The 17,305-nt window shown below is 28.6% G+C and carries 21 protein-coding genes, 1 tRNA gene and 2 pseudogenes; 20 read left to right on the plus strand and 4 right to left on the minus strand.

All coding sequences use genetic code 11. The features are described 5' to 3' along the window. Entirely contained in the window at positions 1 to 1,560 is a 1,560-nt protein-coding gene (locus ACZ1HD_RS10580; RefSeq protein ID WP_375241132.1) for a peptidylprolyl isomerase, read from the minus strand. A gap of 81 nt (positions 1,561 to 1,641) precedes the next feature. Beyond that, a complete protein-coding gene (locus ACZ1HD_RS10585; RefSeq protein ID WP_472687408.1) occupies positions 1,642 to 1,923 on the minus strand; it encodes a DUF493 family protein in 282 nt (93 codons plus the stop codon). A gap of 97 nt (positions 1,924 to 2,020) precedes the next feature. Here ACZ1HD_RS10585 and ACZ1HD_RS10590 point away from each other — a divergent pair. The 7 genes and pseudogenes from ACZ1HD_RS10590 to ACZ1HD_RS10620 all read left to right on the plus strand — a co-directional run bounded on the left by ACZ1HD_RS10590 (position 2,021) and on the right by ACZ1HD_RS10620 (position 6,501). Further along, positions 2,021 to 2,559: pseudogene (locus tag ACZ1HD_RS10590) on the plus strand (AAA family ATPase). After that, positions 2,556 to 3,296, plus strand: coding sequence for a RecQ family ATP-dependent DNA helicase (locus ACZ1HD_RS10595; RefSeq protein WP_472687409.1), 741 nt, complete (start codon positions 2,556 to 2,558; stop codon positions 3,294 to 3,296). Before ACZ1HD_RS10590 ends, ACZ1HD_RS10595 begins: the two are co-directional and overlap by 4 nt. After that, positions 3,281 to 3,583 carry a helicase-related protein gene (locus ACZ1HD_RS10600; protein ID WP_472689331.1) on the plus strand — a complete coding sequence of 101 codons (303 nt, stop codon included), beginning with the start codon at positions 3,281 to 3,283 and terminating at the stop codon, positions 3,581 to 3,583. The genes ACZ1HD_RS10595 and ACZ1HD_RS10600 overlap by 16 nt, the downstream gene beginning before the upstream one ends. 170 nt (positions 3,584 to 3,753) lie before the next feature. Further along, positions 3,754 to 4,341, plus strand: coding sequence for a RecQ family zinc-binding domain-containing protein (locus ACZ1HD_RS10605; protein WP_472687410.1), 588 nt, complete (start codon positions 3,754 to 3,756; stop codon positions 4,339 to 4,341). A 108-nt stretch (positions 4,342 to 4,449) separates the two neighbouring features. Next, complete coding sequence (fmt, locus tag ACZ1HD_RS10610; RefSeq protein WP_472687411.1) at positions 4,450 to 5,394, plus strand: methionyl-tRNA formyltransferase; 945 nt, start codon at positions 4,450 to 4,452, stop codon at positions 5,392 to 5,394. Positions 5,395 to 5,581: 187 nt separating this feature from the next. Then, a complete protein-coding gene (locus tag ACZ1HD_RS10615; protein WP_079736898.1) occupies positions 5,582 to 5,854 on the plus strand; it encodes an HU family DNA-binding protein in 273 nt (90 codons plus the stop codon). Positions 5,855 to 5,943: 89 nt separating this feature from the next. Then, positions 5,944 to 6,501, plus strand: coding sequence for a YqgE/AlgH family protein (locus ACZ1HD_RS10620; RefSeq protein WP_079736899.1), 558 nt, complete (start codon positions 5,944 to 5,946; stop codon positions 6,499 to 6,501). Here the strand turns inward: ACZ1HD_RS10620 and ACZ1HD_RS10625 are convergent. Continuing rightward, positions 6,498 to 7,331, minus strand: a complete 834-nt coding sequence (locus ACZ1HD_RS10625) for an aminotransferase class IV (RefSeq protein WP_472687412.1) — start codon at positions 7,329 to 7,331, stop codon at positions 6,498 to 6,500. The genes ACZ1HD_RS10620 and ACZ1HD_RS10625 overlap by 4 nt on opposite strands. Positions 7,332 to 7,431: 100 nt before the next feature. Next, on the minus strand, positions 7,432 to 7,815 hold the full coding sequence (locus ACZ1HD_RS10630; protein ID WP_472687413.1) for an START-like domain-containing protein: 384 nt from the start codon (positions 7,813 to 7,815) through the stop codon (positions 7,432 to 7,434). Positions 7,816 to 7,922: 107 nt separating this feature from the next. Here ACZ1HD_RS10630 and ACZ1HD_RS10635 point away from each other — a divergent pair. From ACZ1HD_RS10635 to ACZ1HD_RS10695, 13 genes and pseudogenes are all read left to right on the plus strand, one after another. Then, positions 7,923 to 7,996: transfer RNA gene (locus ACZ1HD_RS10635), tRNA-Met, on the plus strand. A gap of 116 nt (positions 7,997 to 8,112) precedes the next feature. Further along, positions 8,113 to 9,402, plus strand: a complete 1,290-nt coding sequence (locus ACZ1HD_RS10640; RefSeq protein ID WP_472687414.1) for a tyrosine-type recombinase/integrase — start codon at positions 8,113 to 8,115, stop codon at positions 9,400 to 9,402. Beyond that, positions 9,402 to 9,893, plus strand: coding sequence for a hypothetical protein (locus ACZ1HD_RS10645; protein ID WP_472687415.1), 492 nt, complete (start codon positions 9,402 to 9,404; stop codon positions 9,891 to 9,893). The genes ACZ1HD_RS10640 and ACZ1HD_RS10645 overlap by 1 nt, the downstream gene beginning before the upstream one ends. 694 nt (positions 9,894 to 10,587) lie before the next feature. Continuing rightward, a complete protein-coding gene (locus tag ACZ1HD_RS10650) occupies positions 10,588 to 10,791 on the plus strand; it encodes a hypothetical protein (RefSeq protein WP_472687416.1) in 204 nt (67 codons plus the stop codon). After that, on the plus strand, positions 10,784 to 11,095 hold the full coding sequence (locus ACZ1HD_RS10655) for a hypothetical protein (RefSeq protein WP_472687417.1): 312 nt from the start codon (positions 10,784 to 10,786) through the stop codon (positions 11,093 to 11,095). Before ACZ1HD_RS10650 ends, ACZ1HD_RS10655 begins: the two co-directional genes overlap by 8 nt. Beyond that, complete coding sequence (locus ACZ1HD_RS10660) at positions 11,068 to 11,817, plus strand: P-loop NTPase family protein (RefSeq protein WP_472687418.1); 750 nt, start codon at positions 11,068 to 11,070, stop codon at positions 11,815 to 11,817. The genes ACZ1HD_RS10655 and ACZ1HD_RS10660 overlap by 28 nt, the downstream gene beginning before the upstream one ends. 240 nt (positions 11,818 to 12,057) lie before the next feature. Further along, positions 12,058 to 12,990, plus strand: a complete 933-nt coding sequence (locus ACZ1HD_RS10665; protein ID WP_472687419.1) for a DUF6371 domain-containing protein — start codon at positions 12,058 to 12,060, stop codon at positions 12,988 to 12,990. A gap of 121 nt (positions 12,991 to 13,111) precedes the next feature. Beyond that, positions 13,112 to 13,429 carry a DUF6660 family protein gene (locus ACZ1HD_RS10670; protein WP_334057672.1) on the plus strand — a complete coding sequence of 106 codons (318 nt, stop codon included), beginning with the start codon at positions 13,112 to 13,114 and terminating at the stop codon, positions 13,427 to 13,429. A gap of 83 nt (positions 13,430 to 13,512) precedes the next feature. After that, positions 13,513 to 15,665 (plus strand): annotated as a pseudogene (locus ACZ1HD_RS10675) (TonB-dependent receptor). 2 nt (positions 15,666 to 15,667) lie between these two features. Then, positions 15,668 to 16,081, plus strand: coding sequence for a Fur family transcriptional regulator (locus ACZ1HD_RS10680; RefSeq protein WP_298765318.1), 414 nt, complete (start codon positions 15,668 to 15,670; stop codon positions 16,079 to 16,081). Positions 16,082 to 16,137: 56 nt separating this feature from the next. Next, entirely contained in the window at positions 16,138 to 16,500 is a 363-nt protein-coding gene (locus tag ACZ1HD_RS10685) for a DUF3703 domain-containing protein (protein ID WP_298765320.1), read from the plus strand. After that, positions 16,497 to 17,090 carry a mercuric transport protein MerTP gene (gene merTP / locus ACZ1HD_RS10690; RefSeq protein WP_298765322.1) on the plus strand — a complete coding sequence of 198 codons (594 nt, stop codon included), beginning with the start codon at positions 16,497 to 16,499 and terminating at the stop codon, positions 17,088 to 17,090. Before ACZ1HD_RS10685 ends, merTP begins: the two co-directional genes overlap by 4 nt. After that, a complete protein-coding gene (locus ACZ1HD_RS10695) occupies positions 17,090 to 17,296 on the plus strand; it encodes a GDCCVxC domain-containing (seleno)protein (protein WP_472687420.1) in 207 nt (68 codons plus the stop codon). The genes merTP and ACZ1HD_RS10695 overlap by 1 nt, the downstream gene beginning before the upstream one ends. Positions 17,297 to 17,305 lie beyond the last annotated feature (9 nt).

Here is a 17,305-nt window from a genome sequence, read left to right on the forward strand (position 1 = left end):
TTAATCTTTATAATAGTTTATCAATTTCTTTAACTGCTTTTTATGAATTTTTATTTTATTCTTTTTTCTTAAATCTGCAATCCATTTTTCTTCTAAATAATTTTGGTAATCATTCATTACCTCACCTTTTACAGTTTTTAATTCATTAGAATTGTAGTTGGCTTTATTCTTATCAAAATAAGATTTTAAACCCAAAGAATCTTTAGAAGATTTGTTCCAAATTTTTTGTTGCATTAATTCAAATAACAACAAACCATCTTCATATTCTTTTAAAGTATTAGCGTATTCTGGCTCTGTTTTTATTAAGTTTTCTTTGTAATAAGCTAAAATTTCTTTTTCTTTAAACATCTCGAACAACACAAAAATAGGTTTATGCCTTCTATTTTTTGTGTAATCTACAAATTTCTCTTGTGTAATTTTCTTGTTATTGATGCTTAATATAGTGTTTTGCAAAGAATCCTTAGAAAGTGATCTAATATTTTTTTGATTAAGAATTTGTTTTGCTTTTTCATTTTCTACAATTTTATAAGTTGCTTTTAACTTATTAATTATAGCTTTTTCAGACATTTGCATACGAGAACTTCTTTTAATTTTTTTACGAAGCTCTGTTTCCATTTCAGCAAAAGACTTAATAGGATGTTTTCTTAAAAGCTTTACAATATGCCAACCAAAACGGGTTTTAAAAGGTTTTGAATAATCGCCAACGTTTTTTAATGAAAATGCAGCATCTTCAAATTCTTTTACCATTCTACCAGTACCAAATCTGTTTAACTTTCCTCCTCTTCCTTTTGAACCGATATCATCTGAAAATAAGTTTGCTAATTTTTCAAAAGACTCATTATTTTGAAGTCTATTGTAAACCTCATCAATTTTAATTTTACTAGCATTTGTAGTATCTTTTATTAAAATATGTGCTGCTTCAATTTCTCCTTTAGATGGTCTTAAATCATCAACTTTTAAAATATGATACCCATACTGACTTCTAAAAGGCATAGAAACATCACCTACTTTTGTAGCAAACGCTACATCTTCAAATGAAGAAACCATTTGAAAAGCTTTAAAATAGCCCAAATTACCTTTATTACCAGGAATACCTCTTTTGGCATCTCCTTTTGCAGATCTATCTTCGGATGTTTCTACTGCTAGTTTTTCAAAACTTTCTCCGTTAACAATTCTATTTCTAATGTCTAAAATTTTATTGTGAGCAACTAAAGTATCTTTTGGCATTGCATCTTTAGAAGTTCTAATTAAAATATGTTTTGCTTTTACTTCATTTTTTGTTCTAAAGTAAATGTCTTTAACTAAGTCTGCAATAAAAGAAGTGTCTTGTAAATAGGGTGCTGCTAATTGGTTTTTATAAGTAGCAATTTCTCTTTTATATGAAGCTAAAGTATCTAACTTAATTTTGTAAGCTTCTTTAACCTTTAATAAATAATTGATGTATAAATCTAAATTTTTGGTTACATCTTTAGCTTCTTCATTATCTATAGCATCTAAATTCTTTTCATAAACCCGCTTAAAATCTGCTACAGAAATTTTTTCTTTATTAATTGTTATCAATGTTTTAGAATCTTGCGAATAAACATTAATTGCTAAAAACAATATACAAATTGATAAAAACCTACTTTTCATAAGACTTAACTATAATGATATAATACCTTTAATATTTTCTGCTTTTTTATAATATGCTATAACTTCATCCGAAGATTTAATTTTTAAAATAATAGAAACACTAACGTATTTACCTGTTTTAGATTTTTTTGTATTAATTACCGCGCCTGTATTATTAAAAATAGCTTCTACTTCTGCTACTTGATTTTCTGTACTTGGCACAATAAATTTATATAGATAATCTGCAGGAAACTTAGTAGTATCATCTAATTGAACTTTTAACTTGCTATAAAATTCGTTTTTATTACTCATAATAATTGTTAAAATTTTTCTAAACTATTTGCAAATTGCAAGACACAAAATTACATTAAAATTTAATTTTATAAACGGAATGATTTATTTTTGTCCGATGCAACAAAAAATTGTTCTTATTGGAGGACCAGGAACTGGTAAAACTACGATTATAAATCAGCTTGTAAAAAAAGGCTATTACTGTATGCCGGAGGTTTCTAGAGAAGTAACCTTAAAGGCAAAAGAAGAAGGTATCGAGCAACTTTTCTTAACAGAACCTTTATTATTTAGTAAAATGTTATTAGAAGGTAGAGAAAATCAATACCTAAAAGCAGCTGATTTAGACAATGATATTGTCTTTTTTGATAGAGGAATACCGGATGTACACGCGTACATGGATTTTTTAAAACAGAATATCCAGATTACTTTCTAGAAAAGTGTAAAAAATATGAATATACCAAAATATTTCATTTTTCGCCTTGGGAGGAAATACATACCACAGATAACGAACGTTACGAGTCTTTTGTTGAATCTGTACAAATTGATAAGTTTTTGGTAAAAGCCTATTCAGATTTGGGTTATAATTTAATAAATGTGCCTTTTGGTTCTATAGAAGAACGTACAAACTTCATTTTAAATTCGCTAACAAGCGAATGATGTTATCACCAGAAAATATATTAAAAAAATATTGGGGATTTACCTCCTTTAGAGCACCTCAAAAAGAAATTATTTCTGCTGTTTTAAACAACAAAGACACCATTGCATTATTACCAACTGGTGGCGGAAAATCTATTTGCTTTCAAGTACCTGCATTGGTAAAAGAAGGAGTTTGTATTGTGGTTTCGCCCTTAATTGCTTTAATGCAAGATCAAGTAGAGAATTTAAAACAGAAAAATATAAAAGCGGTTACAATACCTACCGGAAGTCAGCAAGATGAAATTGTAACACTATTCGATAAAATTAAATTCGGTAAAATAAAGTTTTTATACATATCGCCAGAGAGATTGCAATCATCTTTAATTCAGCAAAAAATTAAAGAATTAAATGTAAACTTGGTTGCAATTGATGAAGCGCATTGCATTTCTGAATGGGGACATGATTTTAGACCTTCTTATAGAAATATAAAAGTTCTTAAAGAAATTTTACCAAAAGTTGGTTTTATTGCATTAACTGCAACAGCCAATAAAAAAGTGTTGTTAGATATTGAAACCAATCTAGAATTAAATAACACTTTGCTTTTTAAAAAGTCTTTTTTTCGAGAAAACTTAGCATATCAAGTTTTTAAAATTGAAGATAAACTAGAAAGACTTACAAGTATTTTTAGAAAAACTAAAACACCAGCAATTGTTTATGTAAATTCAAGAAAAAAACTGAAGAAATCTCTAATTTTTTAAATGCTAAAAACTTTAAAAGCACTTTTTATCACGCAGGTTTAACTGTTATAGATAAAGAAAAGGCTTTTAATAATTGGATGTTAGAGAAAACACCAATAATTGTAGCAACCAATGCATTTGGTATGGGAATAGACAAACCTAATGTTGGGTTGGTAATTCATCTTAATTTACCAAATAGTTTAGAAAACTACGTACAAGAAACAGGTAGAGCTGGTAGAAATGAAAAAAATCTTTCGGTGTTTTATTATATAATGAACATGACATTTATTTACATCAAAAGCAAATAGAAAACTCTATACCTTCTATTTTAGAAATTAAAGAGGTTCATAAAAAGTTATATCAACAATTTAGAATAGCCTTAGGTGAAATTTCTGAAGAAGTTTATGCTTTTAATTTTTATGAGTTCTGTAAAAAGTACAACTTACAAGTTCTTAAAACAGATGCTATTCTAAAATTATTGGTTAATTATGGTATTATAGAACTTAATAGTAGTTTTAATAAAAAATCTACTTTAAAGGTCACAGCATCTCATTATTCAATCTTAAATTTTTCTAACAATAATAACTCTTTAAAAAACTTTATAAATGTACTTTTAAGAACTTACGGAGGTTTGTTTGAAGATGAAATAAAAATAAACGAATTCTTTATTGCCAAGAAAGCAGGAATAACTTCTAATAAAGTAATTCAGAATTTAGAATTATTAGAACAGCAACAGTTACTTGTATACAATCAATCTAACGAAAATGCTGCTTTAAATTTTCTAATGCCTAGAGAAGATGATAAAACTATCAATAGATATTCTAAAGAAATAAAACAATTTCTATTTCTAAAGGAAGAAAAAGCAAAAAACTTTATCGCTTTTATAAAGAACAACAAAGTTTGTAGAAGCAAGCAACTTTTGGCATATTTTGACGAAATTAAACAAGAAAACTGTGGCATCTGTGATGTTTGTTTAGCTAACAAAAAAGCAAACCAAAAGCTTATCCGAAGATATTATAGAACTTCTAAACCCAAACAAACAATTGTCTTCAAAAGAAATTACTAATTTTTTAAATGCTAAAGAGAAAGACATTTTAATACATTTGCAAACGCTTCTTGCAGAAGATAAACTAATATTAAATAATCTAAATAAATTTCAACTAAAAATATAAATATGAAAGATATGAGTATCGTTTTTATGGGAACGCCTGATTTTGCCGTGGCCATTTTAAAACATTTAGTAGAAAACAACTATACAATTGCAGGCGTAATTACTGCACCAGATAAACCTGCCGGTAGAGGAAGAAAAATAAATGAGTCTGCAGTAAAAAAGTATGCAAAATCTCAAGATTTAAAAATATTACAACCAACTAACTTAAAAAACGAAGATTTTTTAAGTGAATTAAAATCTTTAAACGCCAATTTACAAATTGTTGTTGCCTTTAGAATGTTACCTAAAGTTGTATGGCAAATGCCAGAATTAGGTACATTTAATTTACATGCTTCTTTATTGCCAGAATATAGAGGTGCAGCACCAATACATTGGTCTATAATTAACGGAGAAACAAAAACGGGTGTAACCACATTTTTTATTGATGATAAAATTGATACCGGAGAAATTATATTACAAGAAGAAATTACAGTTTTAGAAACAGAAACTGTAGGTAGTCTTCACGACAAATTAATGCATTTAGGTGCAAGTTTAGTTTCTAAAACTGTAGATTATATTGCAAAAGGAAATGTAGTTACCACAAAACAACCCGATTTAGAAGAAAAATCTGCACCAAAATTAAACCCAGAAAACACAAAAATAAATTGGACAGATAGTTTAGAAAATATTTATAATAAAATTAGAGGTTTAAACCCTTTTCCGGCAGCTTGGACTTTAATATATAATAATGATGAAGAAATTTCTGCTAAAATTTATGCTGTAAGTAAACAAATAGAAACACACACTTTTAGTTTTGGAAGTATTATTGCATCTAAAAAAGAATTAAAAGTTGCAGTAAATGGTGGCTATATTATTATTGATGAAATAAAACTTTCTGGTAAGAAAAAGATGGATGCAAAAAGCTTATTAAATGGCTTTCATTTTTCTTCGGATGCAAAAATGATGTAAAGCCTTTATTGATGCGGTTTGTAGAGTTTTTTGATTTTCAAAGCATGCTTTATTAACAATTGACCTACATTTATTAACAAAATGCCCTTTTTTGGGCCTTCATATTTGCGTAAACCCACAATCCGTCTATATTTGTTAAGCTATTAAGCAAAAAGTATAATAAAAATAATTTAAAAATCAATTCATTATGAACAAATCAGATTTAATCGATGCAATGGCTGCTGACGCAGGAATTTCTAAAGTAGCAGCTAAAGCAGCTTTAGAGTCTTTTACAGGTAACGTAACTTCTTCTTTAAAAAAGGGAGATAAAGTTGCTTTAGTTGGTTTCGGAACTTTTTCTGTATCTAATAGAGCTGCAAGAACTGGTAGAAATCCTCAAACTGGAAAAACTATTGAAATTGCTGCTAAAAATGTAGCAAAATTTAAAGCTGGAGCTGGATTAAGCGATGCTGTAAACTAATAATTACAGTTTTAAATAAAATAAAAGCTCTCTTTTTTAAGAGAGTTTTTTTTGTTAAAATTTTACCTATATTTAAATAAAAAAATTGAATGTCTAAACTCCTCCCAAAAAAAGGTAGGCTTTTGGTTGCAGAACCATCTATCTTAAACGACAATTCATTTAACAGAGCTATTGTTCTATTAACTGAACATACAGATAATAATTCTGTCGGTTTTATTTTAAATAAACCATTAGAGTATTGTATTAAAGATTTATTACCGGAAATAGATTGCGATTTTAATATATACCAAGGTGGCCCTGTAGAACAAGATAATTTATACTTTGTGCACAGAATACCACAATTGTTAGACAATAGCATAGAAGTTGCTAACGGTGTGTTTTGGGGCGGAGATTTTAAGCAACTAAAAGACCTTCTTAACAGTGGCTTGCTAGAAGAATCTGATATTCGATTCTTTTTAGGCTATTCTGGTTGGGATAAAGATCAACTAGAAGATGAATTAAGCGGAAACTCTTGGTTTGTTACAGAAAATAACTTCGAAAACATTTTTTCTAACGACGAAGAAAGTCTTTGGAAAAATAAATTACTAGAAAAAGGAGGTAATTATAAACTTTGGGCAAACGCACCAAACGATTTTAACTTAAATTAATTACCAGCAATTTGTAAAACATTTAAATTGGCTTGTAATTTTGTAGCCAAACTACTTGTAAATGTTTTTTTCTTGTATTTAGTTATTGCTTGTACCCCAACAATTGCATTTGTAATAAAAACTTCGTCTGCCTTTTGTATCTCAAACGGAGAAATCGTTGTTTCTTCGATAGTAAAATCTTTATTTTTAGTTAAGATTTCTATGATTTTTCCTCTTACAATACCTTTAATACATCCTTCTGATAAGGCAGGTGTTTTAACAACATTACCTTTTACAACAAATATATTTCCGTTGGTAACCTCTACTACTCCTTTTCTTTCATTTAAAAGAACGCAACTATCTAAATCATTTTCATTAGCATAAATACTTGCTAGAGTATTAAGCATTCTATTATTTGTTTTTACTGTAGATAGCAAACCAGAATAGTTGTAAAAATCTTTAAAAACATCAACTTTATACTCATTTTTAGAAACATAAGTATTTTCACTAGCTTCAATCGAATAATCAACTTTGTTAGTTTTTGGTGTATACAAACCACCATCTTTTCTATAAACATTTAAACGAACTCTATAAGATGGTGCGTCATCTATAACTGCTATTGTTTTTAAAATTTCTTTCTCTAAAAACTCTAAAGTAAATTCCATAGGAATTTTCATACGCAACATTCTCATCGAAGCCATCAATCTAAAATAATGATCTTCCCAAAAAACAACTTTTTTGTTTACAACTTTAATTGTTTCAAAAATAGCATCTCCGTATTTAAATCCTCTATTATCTATAGAAAGGTTTACGTTTTCTTTAAATAATAACTCACCGTTTAAATTAATCATCCTTTAAATTTTAAGAACTGCAAAAATACTACAAATCTTAGTATTATAAACATAAAAAAACCAGCAATAAATGCTGGTTTTTAAATTGTATTTTATCTAATTAAGCACCAATTGTGTGTCTTAATTCTTCTATTTGATTCTCCCAAAGCTGTTTAGCTTCGTCTACCTCATCTTCATCTTCTGCAAAGTCTGTTACTATTAAGGAAACATCTTTTGTTAATGGATCTACTTGAATTCTAATTTCGAAATAACTTTCATCATCTTCACTCTCTAACCACTTCCAACGCATTCTTTCACCTGCCTTTTTGGTTATTAAATTTGCTAACTCTTCTGTACCTTCCCAAACAAAGCTAAAAACTTTACCTCTAGAGTTTACTTTATCTGCAAACCATTCTTGTAAATTAGAAGGTGAAGATATGTATTGATATAGCATATTAGGCGATGCGTGAATTGGAATTTCTAATTCGAATTTTACTTTATCCATTGTTTGTTTTGTTAGGCGGACAATATAGGTATTAATTCAATTAAAAAAAATTAAAACACTTCTTGCAGGTTTGTAAAAAGTGTCTATATTTGCACCCGCAAACCAATGGCGAGGTAGCTCAGTTGGTTAGAGCGCAGGATTCATAACCCTGAGGTCACGGGTTCAAATCCCGTCTTCGCTACAAGTTTATAAACTAGATAAAACAACGAATTGTGTCTCACAATTCGTTTTTTTATGCCCTCATTTTATTTACTTTTACAAAGAGTACACGATATAGTACACGATTCACCTATGAAAATGAAATATTCTGATCCAAAATTCTACACTGGTGGTGTAGATATATCCAATTGGTCTAAACTCTCATCAAAAACTAAGAAGGAAGCACTACTTAAGAATTGGTATGTTTATTATTCTTTTAGAAATCCGGAAACAGGTAAATTGGTAAGACAAACTAATATAAAAGCTGGTGTAAACACCTATAAAAACAAAAAAGATCGATTATACATTTTAAATAAAAACAAAAAAGGTTTAATCATTCTATTACAAAAAGGATACAACCCATACCAAGAAAATGAAGGTTTAATTGAGTTTTTCGAAAAACAACTTTCAACAAAGGAAGAGAAAATAACAGATGTGACGAGCTCCTCTAAAAAAGAAATAAAATCCGATAAAAATAACACCCTACCTAAGCATACTATTGAAGATGCTTTCAATCTAGGACTTAAGATAAAATCAAAAGTTCAAAGTGCCACTTCCTATAAAAATTTTAATGGAAGAATTAATAGATTCAAAAAGTGGTTGGAAGAACAAAGTATAAAACCAAAAGATGATATCTCTAGCATAAATAAAAAAAATGTAATTCAATATTTAAATAGTGTATTGCAAACTTCAAGCGCTAGAAATAGAAACAATACTCGAACTGATATTAGTTCATTATTTCAAACGTTAGAAGACAATGAGATTATAAAAGATAATTTTATTAAAAAAATAAATATTCTAAAATCTACTCCAGAAAGAAATAAGACTTACACTCCTACTGAGCTAAATGAAATATTTGAATACCTAAAAAACACTAATAAGATTTTACATCTATTTGTTCAATTTGTTTCTTATAATTTCTTGAGACCAGTTGAAGTTTGCCGACTAAAAGTAGGAGACATTGATATCATTGACAAGAAAATTTATGTAAGGGCAAAAAATCAACCAGTCAAAATAAAAATAATTCCTACTATAATCATTGATCAGTTGCCAGATCTTAAAAAACTAAACCAAAATGATTTTTTATTTACACCCAATAAAATTGGTGATCAATGGGATATTACCGAAAATAATAAGAGAGATTACTTCACAAAACAATTCAAAAAAGTAAAAGATCATTTTGGATTAGGTAAAGAATATGGTCTATATAGTTTTAGACACACTTTTATAACCAAATTATATAATGAAATGTCTAAGTCTTATTCACCCTTTGAAGCTAAAAGCAGACTAATGTTGATAACTGGTCATAAAAGAATGGAAGCTCTTGAATTATACCTAAGAAAAATAGATGCAATACTTCGAGAAGATTATTCAAATTTATTAAAATAATGAAAACACATTTTTACAATACTTTACCATTATCAATTTATGAAACGAATGATTTAGAAAGCATAACTGAATATATTATAAGTAAAAATTATGGTAATAAGTATATCTCTCATGAATCCCCTGGAATATTTGAAGAAACTAATAAATTAGGAGAGTATCGTATTAATAAGAGTGATAAGCAGGTTAAAGAAAAGTTTATTTATACTAATGCTGTTTCACAAGAGTTTTATAAATATTTGCTTAACCATTACAGTGCAGGACTTGGAAATAATATTTTATTTAATCTTGATTTAAAAGAAGATGTTTTTGGACTTGATAAAAATGAACGTAAAAAGATTGGTTTAAAATATTTTAATTTTTATTACAATAAAGTCCCAAACAAAATAGGTTTGAAATTTAAGTTTGACGAAAATCGTCTAGTTGTACCAAACACAAAATTTGAGTACCTAAAAAGATATCAAGAAACTTTAATTAATAATGCTGGATTATGAGCTTGAATTAATAATACCATTTTTAGCTGGAGATAATAATTACTACAATAAAAATTTATTCGATAATAATACTACTATCAAAAATATATTTGAATTTGAAAATAATTTAAAAATCTTAATAGAATTAAATAATCAATTCAAGTTAGAGGAAAACAATGTATTTGCCACCAAACCAATTTCTAAAATAATCTACCGAGAAATACGCTGAAAATTTTCATTCTCTAAAACAAGTAGAGTTCATTGAAAATCAAATTTTAAAGACAGAAAAAATTAATAGAGCATTTGCTATATGTTTATATGATTTCTTCAATAATGTTCTATGTATAACAACGCCTTCAGCGAAAGTATTTGGAGAAATTATAAACAGTTATTTCAATTTTAACTTTAGTACTCTAAAGTTGAATGGAAATGAATCAAACACCCATAGAAATAGGGTCAAAAAAATCAAAAAAGATTGGGACAATTTCAGAAATTAGAATCCATTTTTTAAAATTTCCCACAAAAAGGAAAATTTCCCACAAATTTCCCACAAATTTCCCACAAATTTCCCATCCTACTTCCCTATTTTAAACTTTATGTTATTCCAATATTGCACCTAGTTAAATGCTGTTAATTAGGTAGTTGCCCATTGGTATGCTTTCATTATTCTTTTTAGCATGTATTTATAAGTATTAATTTATAAAATAAAAGAAGAATGAAAACAACAATTAACATTCGAATTAACTCAAGATTAAAAGATGATCTTGAAATCATCGCAGATGAGAACAACCAAAGCATTTCAAAATTATTAAGAGAGATAATATATGAATACACAGATGACTATTTTTCCGAAGAACTAGAAGATATTGTTATTGAATGTAATCCAACATCAACCAATAAATATTTTGACCATGAGTAAAGAAGCATTACACAATATTAGTCAAGATATATTTCATAATGAAAGTTTATTACAAAAAAATAATAAGGATGTAAATTCTCTAATTATCAATGATGCAAATTCTTGGATAAATAATGCAAAAAGCAGACCTATTCCTAAAATGTTATTTAGTGAACTTTGGTATGAAAATGAATTATGTATACTATTTTCAGACACCAATTTAGGAAAATCCATATTAGCTGTTCAAATAGCCGATAGTTTGAGTTATGGTGTTTCAATTAATGGTTTCAAATTAGAATGTGCACCACAGAAAGTACTTTTTTAGATTTTGAATTATCTGATAAGCAATTTGAAAATCGATATGCAGAAAATTTTACCAATCATTATCAGTTTCATCATAATTTTCTTCGAGCAGAATTAAATACTGAAGAAACTCTGCCAAGTAATTTTAAAAATTACGAAGAGTATTTATGTGCAACCTTTCCTGTTTATATTGAAGAAACACAGGCTACTATCTTAATTGTTGACAACCTCACATTTTTAAGTGCTGAAAACGAAAAAGCAAAAGACGCTTTGGTATTAATGAAAACTTTAAAACAACTTTCAACAACTAAAGGAATATCAATTTTAGTTTTAGCACACACACCTAAAAGAGATGATTCTAAACCAATTACAAAAAATGACTTAGCTGGTAGTAAAATGTTAATGAATTTTTGTGATAGTTGCTTTGCTATAGGCAAAAGTTCTCAAGACCCTTCATTTAGATATATCAAGCAATTGAAACAGCGAAATACAGAGCACATCTATCATGCAGAAAACATTATACTTTGTAGTATAGATAAAGCAACAAACTTTCTAGAATTTTGTTTTGAAGAATTTGATTTAGAAAACAATCACCTCAATACAAATAACACTATAAACAGTAATGAAATAAATGAGCAAATTAAACTGCTTATTTCTGAAGGACTTAATAATGTAAAAATTGGTGATAGATTAAGTCTAAGTGAAGGTGCAATAAGAAAAAGAAGAAAAAAATTAGGAATTTAATATGTTAGCTTCTGATGTTTATGTAATTGCTAAAGCTCTTCCGAGAAGAAGAACTTACAAAGCTATTTCATATGCTCAAAAGCGAAATGAATAAGAAAAACATTAACATAAAAGACAAATTACCAGATTTCACTGATAATGATGCAATTAAATATTTAATAGAAAATGTAGTAAAAAAATCGTACCAATCGTACTAAATAATTGGTACGATTGGTACGATTGGTACGAATAAAAATAATTATGAGTAAAAATTACAAATACAGTTTAGATCCATCAAGTAAGAAGTTTTTATGCCCTAATTGCAATAAAAAAACATTTGTCAAATTTATTAACAACGAAACTATGCAATACTTAAATCAAATAGATGGTAGATGTGATAGAGAAAGCAAATGTGGTTACTTTAAAAAGCCTTCAAAAAATTGTATCGTTAATAATCTAAGTATTAATCATGTTGCAACGCAACCAACGTTTCACAAAACAACAGTTTTGCAACAATTTTCTAGTATAAATCAACAAGACAACAACACAAGACAACAGGTTAGTATCATAAATAAAGGCATCAACAACATAAAGCAACAAAATAATTTTATCACTTATTTACTTAAAAATTATGATCCAACAAAAGTATTACATGCAATTAATAAATTTCAATTAGGCACCACAAATTACTGGAATGGTGCAACAGTATTACGGCAAATTGATTCCCAAAACATAATCCATGGTGGTAAAATTATGTTATATGACAGTAATACAGGCAAAAGAGTTAAGAAACCTTATAATAGGATTAGCTGGATTCATAAACAACTGAAATTAAAAGATTTCGTATTACAACGATGCCTATTTGGATTACACAATATAAACAACATTGAAAAAGGTAATACAATTTGTTTAGTAGAATCAGAAAAGACTGCTGTAATAATGAGTATTGTAGAGCCAAAATTCCTTTGGCTAGCAACAGGCAGTAAGTCTAATTTCAAAAAAGAATTACTAAACCCCTTAAAAGAATATAATGTTATAGCATATCCAGACAAAACTGAATTTGAAAAATGGAATAGAGTTTCAAAACAATTAAATTTAGAAGGTTTTCACATTCAGTGTAGTAATATCCTAGAGACCTCAAATATTGAAGATGGTGGAGATTTGGTTGATTTAATTAATTCGGAACAGTATTAGATTTTCATTTATAAGCAATAATTCACAATCATTTGCAACTTATGTAATTCTTGTAGTTGATTGTATTTCATACCAAACATTTGCACAATCATTGCATAAGTATTTGTCTATCTTTGTAACAGTGAAAAATGTAACAATTATATTATCATTATTAATACTATTGCTTTCGGCAAAGCCTTGTTCTGATGGTCAAAATTTAGAAGACCAGCATCAAGATGAAATAAGTATGAACCACAATCACCAAGAAGATAGTGATGACACCTGTCCAAGTATGTGTATTTGTAATTGTTGTGGTATGTCAATAACTTATGAGCCTTTAGCAACATTTGAGTTATTAACTTTCAATAAAATTTCTACAAAATTAATATCTACTTATCAGTCTATTTATAGATTTGATTTCCAATCTAATATTTGGCAACCACCAAGAGTAATAAGCTAAATTATTAGGATTTATAAAATCAATTATTTAGTTAATATTACAATTAAAATTCAATGAATAAATACTTATTGAGCATAAAGCTCATGCTATTATTTTGCCTTTCAATTAAGGCACAAACAAACGATATACAAATTAAAATTGTCACTGAAGAAAACGAGCCCTTAATGGGTGCTACAGTTTACTTTGAAACATTAGAAAAAGGAGCAGTAACCAATTTTGATGGTATTGCAGAATTTACAAAAATCCCGGATGGTCAGCACCAAATAATCATTTCATTTTTAGGTTTTGAAACATTTGAGACTTCAATTCAAATTCCAAGTAATACAGCGTTAGTCTTTAAATTAAAAGAAGGAGCTAATCAATTAGAAACTATTGTAGTGCAATCTACTAGAAGTACAAGAACGGTTAAAAAAATACCAACACGTATTGAATTTATAGGTGCAGAAGAATTAGGAGAAAAAGCAATAATGAACCCTACTAATATTTCTATGGTGCTTCGTGAAAGTACAGGAATACAAATGCAACAAACCTCATTAAGTAGTGGTAATACCAATATTCGTATTCAAGGATTAGATGGAAGGTACACACAACTTTTAAGAGATGGATTTCCATTATATGGTGGTTTCTCAAGTGGTTTAAGTATTTTACAAATCCCACCTTTAGACCTACAACAATTTGAAATTATTAAAGGAAGTTCATCAACACTTTATGGTGGAGGTGCAATTGCAGGTTTAATAAATATGGTATCCAAAACACCGGATTTTGAACCTGCTTTAGATATAATGCTCACGCAAACACAAGCATTAGGAAGTACAGCAAATGTATTTTATAGTAAACGAACCGATAAATTCGGTGTATCACTTTATGGCTCTGCTCATTACCAAAAAGCATACGACCCTGAAGGTGATGGGTTTAGTAACTTACCAAAAACAACTGCAATTTCTTTTAACCCAAAACTTTTTATTATCCATCAGAGAATACAACAGTTTGGTTAGGTTTAAATGGAACATATGACGATAGAATTGGTGGTGATATTAATAAAATTGAAAATGGTGAAGAGGGTATTCATCAATACACAGAAGAAAACAATTCAAAACGATTAAGCAGTCAATTGGTATATCAAACGCAATTAGATGCTGTTAGTTCATTAGAGTTTAAAAATAGTGTCTCTTTTTTTGATAGGAATTTAACAGTTCCCGATTTTAATTTTGATGGAAAACAAACAAATACGTTTACTGAAATTACATATAATACAGCATCAGAAAAAACGGATTGGATAATTGGCGCTAATCTATATACCTCAAATTTTGATGAAAATGATAACTTACCATTACAAAGAGACCAAAAAGATGTAACCTTTGGTGCATTTGCCAATAATATCTATGACTTATCAGATAATTGGATATTGGAAACAGGATTAAGAGCAGATTACAATACTGATTTCGGTTTCTTTCCACTTCCAAGAATTTCATTACTCTACAAAAATGATAATGGTTTTTCAAGTAGAATTGGTGGAGGTTTAGGGTATAAGATTCGAGATATTTTCACAGAAGAAGCAGAATATATTAACTTTGAAAATGTACTAGGTATAGATAAGTCTACCACCAATGCAGAACGTTCTTATGGCGTTAATTTTGATTTCAATTATCAAACGCGACTATCTGATGAGATTGGTTTTTCTATAAATCAATTATTTTACGTGACTGCTATTAAAGATGGAATGCTTTTAAATTCAACAGATAACGGTTTATTTCAGTTCGAAAATGCAACAGATGAAATCTTGAGTAAAGGAGCAGAAACAAATATTAAATTTACCTACAAAGATTTTAGATGGTTTTTAAACTACGCACTTATTGATACCAAACTAAATTATTTACCTGGTAATCCACAGAAACCATTAACTGCAAAACATAATGCAGGTAGTGTTTTAATGTACGAATCTGAAAAATGGCGAATAGGTTATGAAACCTTTTATACTGGCAAACAGTTTTTATCTAATGGTACAGAAACCACAGACTTTGTAACTATGGGTTTATTGATAATGCGTAACTTTAAATTAGGAAGTGTATTTGTAAATATTGAAAATTTTACGGATAGAAGACAAAGCAGGTTTTCACCTTTGGTTTTACCACCTCACGAAAATCCTGTTTTCCCAGAAATATATGCGCCAACAGATGGTTTTATATTTAGTGTAGGACTTATTATTAAACCATTTGGTAACAAAGAACAAGATTAATTATGAAAACAATAGAACAATTATTAGAGTCAAAACAAATACGTGTTACAGCAATGCGTTTATTAATTTATAAGTTTCTTGCTGAAAAAAAGGTAGCAGTAACTTTGAGTGATATTGAAAACGCATTTGAAAAAGCAGATAGAACTACCTTGTACAGAACTATTAAAACCTTTGAAGAGAAAGTCATTGTTCATCAAATAGACGATGGAACAGGAATTACCAAATATGCATTATGTGAACAAGGATGTAATTGTGATATAAAAACCGATTTACACCTACACTTCCATTGTAACAATTGCAATGAAACTATTTGCCTAACAGATCATAAAATACCACAAATTAAAGTGCCTGATGGCTTTGTTTCAGAGAATGTAAACTTGGTTGTAAAAGGTATTTGTGATAAATGTAGTAGTTAACAAATGCACTTCCATTGCACTTACTATTGTACTAATTTTACACAAAATTAATGGATATGAAGTTTAATACTAAAATACCTAAACACCTTAAACAGGCGTATAACGAAGAATTAAAACAATACAGTTTCTGTTTAGAAAATAAGCAGTTTGGTAATGCTTGGTTTCATTTAGAACGTAGTCATATAATAGGTCAATCTTATCCTTTAGAACATACCTATTCACATTGGCTAATGCTAAAGTTTGGCTTTAGACAAAAAGATACTAAAGAGGTATTCGGTCAAATTATTAGGCTTATTGTTGGTGGTTGGAAATCATTTATTAATCACGTCCCACTTGGTAATACAGGTGGTGCAAACGTACCACCATTAAAGCGAATGCCTATTCCAAGTGATATTGAAAAATTATTAAATAAATTATGAAAAATAAATTAGCGGTTACAAGTATCCTTACAGCAATCACAGCTTCATTGTGTTGTATCACACCTGTTTTGGCTTTAATTGCAGGAACAAGTGGTGTAGCTTCAACTTTTTCTTGGATAGAACCATTTAGACCTTACTTAATTGGGTTAACTATATTAGTTCTTCTCTTAGCTTGGTATCAAAAATTAAAACCAGAAAAAGAAATCGACTGTGAATGTGAAACAGATGAAAAACCAAAATTTATAAAGTCAAAAACCTTTTTAGGCATTGTAACCATATTCGCAATAGTGATGTTGGCATTTCCATACTATTCAAGTATATTTTATCCAAGTAACGAAAAACAAATCATAGTAGTTGATAAAACAAATATAAAAACAATAGAGTATAAAATAAGCGGAATGACTTGTGCCAGTTGTGAAACTCACATAAACCACGAATTAAATAAACTTAACGGAATTGTAAACTCAAAAACATCTTACAAAAATGGTAATACAATCATTGAGTTTGACAAAACAAAAACAAATGAAGCGGAAATTGAGAAAGCAATTAACTCTACAGGTTATAAAGTAACTAATAAAAAAGAAAATTAATGGAAACTATATTAAAATCGGAAATCACTTGCCCTAACTGCGGACATAAAAAAGTGGAAGATATGCCTACTAACGCTTGCCAATTCTTCTACGAATGTGAGAATTGTAAAACGGTTCTAAAACCACACGAGGGAGATTGTTGTGTGTATTGTTCTTATGGCACAGTTCCTTGTCCACCAATTCAAGAAAACAAAAGTTGTTGCTAAAACAAAACT

This window comes from Polaribacter sp. HA6-7, from assembly GCF_055693625.1.

Excerpts from the sequence above, each read along its gene's own strand:
- ACZ1HD_RS10585 (WP_472687408.1), bottom strand. The coding sequence starts at position 1,923 with ATGAGTAATAAAAACGAATTTTATAGCAAGTTAAAAGTTCAATTAGAT.
- ACZ1HD_RS10660 (WP_472687418.1), top strand. The coding sequence starts at position 11,068 with ATGTGCACCACAGAAAGTACTTTTTTAGATTTTGAATTATCTGATAAG.
- fmt (WP_472687411.1), top strand. The coding sequence starts at position 4,450 with ATGAAAGATATGAGTATCGTTTTTATGGGAACGCCTGATTTTGCCGTG.
- ACZ1HD_RS10615 (WP_079736898.1), top strand. The coding sequence starts at position 5,582 with ATGAACAAATCAGATTTAATCGATGCAATGGCTGCTGACGCAGGAATT.
- merTP (WP_298765322.1), top strand. The coding sequence starts at position 16,497 with ATGAAAAATAAATTAGCGGTTACAAGTATCCTTACAGCAATCACAGCT.
- ACZ1HD_RS10655 (WP_472687417.1), top strand. The coding sequence starts at position 10,784 with ATGAGTAAAGAAGCATTACACAATATTAGTCAAGATATATTTCATAAT.
- ACZ1HD_RS10685 (WP_298765320.1), top strand. The coding sequence starts at position 16,138 with ATGAAGTTTAATACTAAAATACCTAAACACCTTAAACAGGCGTATAAC.
- ACZ1HD_RS10595 (WP_472687409.1), top strand. The coding sequence starts at position 2,556 with ATGATGTTATCACCAGAAAATATATTAAAAAAATATTGGGGATTTACC.
- ACZ1HD_RS10695 (WP_472687420.1), top strand. The coding sequence starts at position 17,090 with ATGGAAACTATATTAAAATCGGAAATCACTTGCCCTAACTGCGGACAT.
- ACZ1HD_RS10620 (WP_079736899.1), top strand. The coding sequence starts at position 5,944 with ATGTCTAAACTCCTCCCAAAAAAAGGTAGGCTTTTGGTTGCAGAACCA.
- ACZ1HD_RS10625 (WP_472687412.1), bottom strand. The coding sequence starts at position 7,331 with ATGATTAATTTAAACGGTGAGTTATTATTTAAAGAAAACGTAAACCTT.
- ACZ1HD_RS10680 (WP_298765318.1), top strand. The coding sequence starts at position 15,668 with ATGAAAACAATAGAACAATTATTAGAGTCAAAACAAATACGTGTTACA.
- ACZ1HD_RS10645 (WP_472687415.1), top strand. The coding sequence starts at position 9,402 with ATGAAAACACATTTTTACAATACTTTACCATTATCAATTTATGAAACG.
- ACZ1HD_RS10650 (WP_472687416.1), top strand. The coding sequence starts at position 10,588 with ATGAAAACAACAATTAACATTCGAATTAACTCAAGATTAAAAGATGAT.
- ACZ1HD_RS10630 (WP_472687413.1), bottom strand. The coding sequence starts at position 7,815 with ATGGATAAAGTAAAATTCGAATTAGAAATTCCAATTCACGCATCGCCT.
- ACZ1HD_RS10640 (WP_472687414.1), top strand. The coding sequence starts at position 8,113 with ATGAAATATTCTGATCCAAAATTCTACACTGGTGGTGTAGATATATCC.
- ACZ1HD_RS10665 (WP_472687419.1), top strand. The coding sequence starts at position 12,058 with ATGAGTAAAAATTACAAATACAGTTTAGATCCATCAAGTAAGAAGTTT.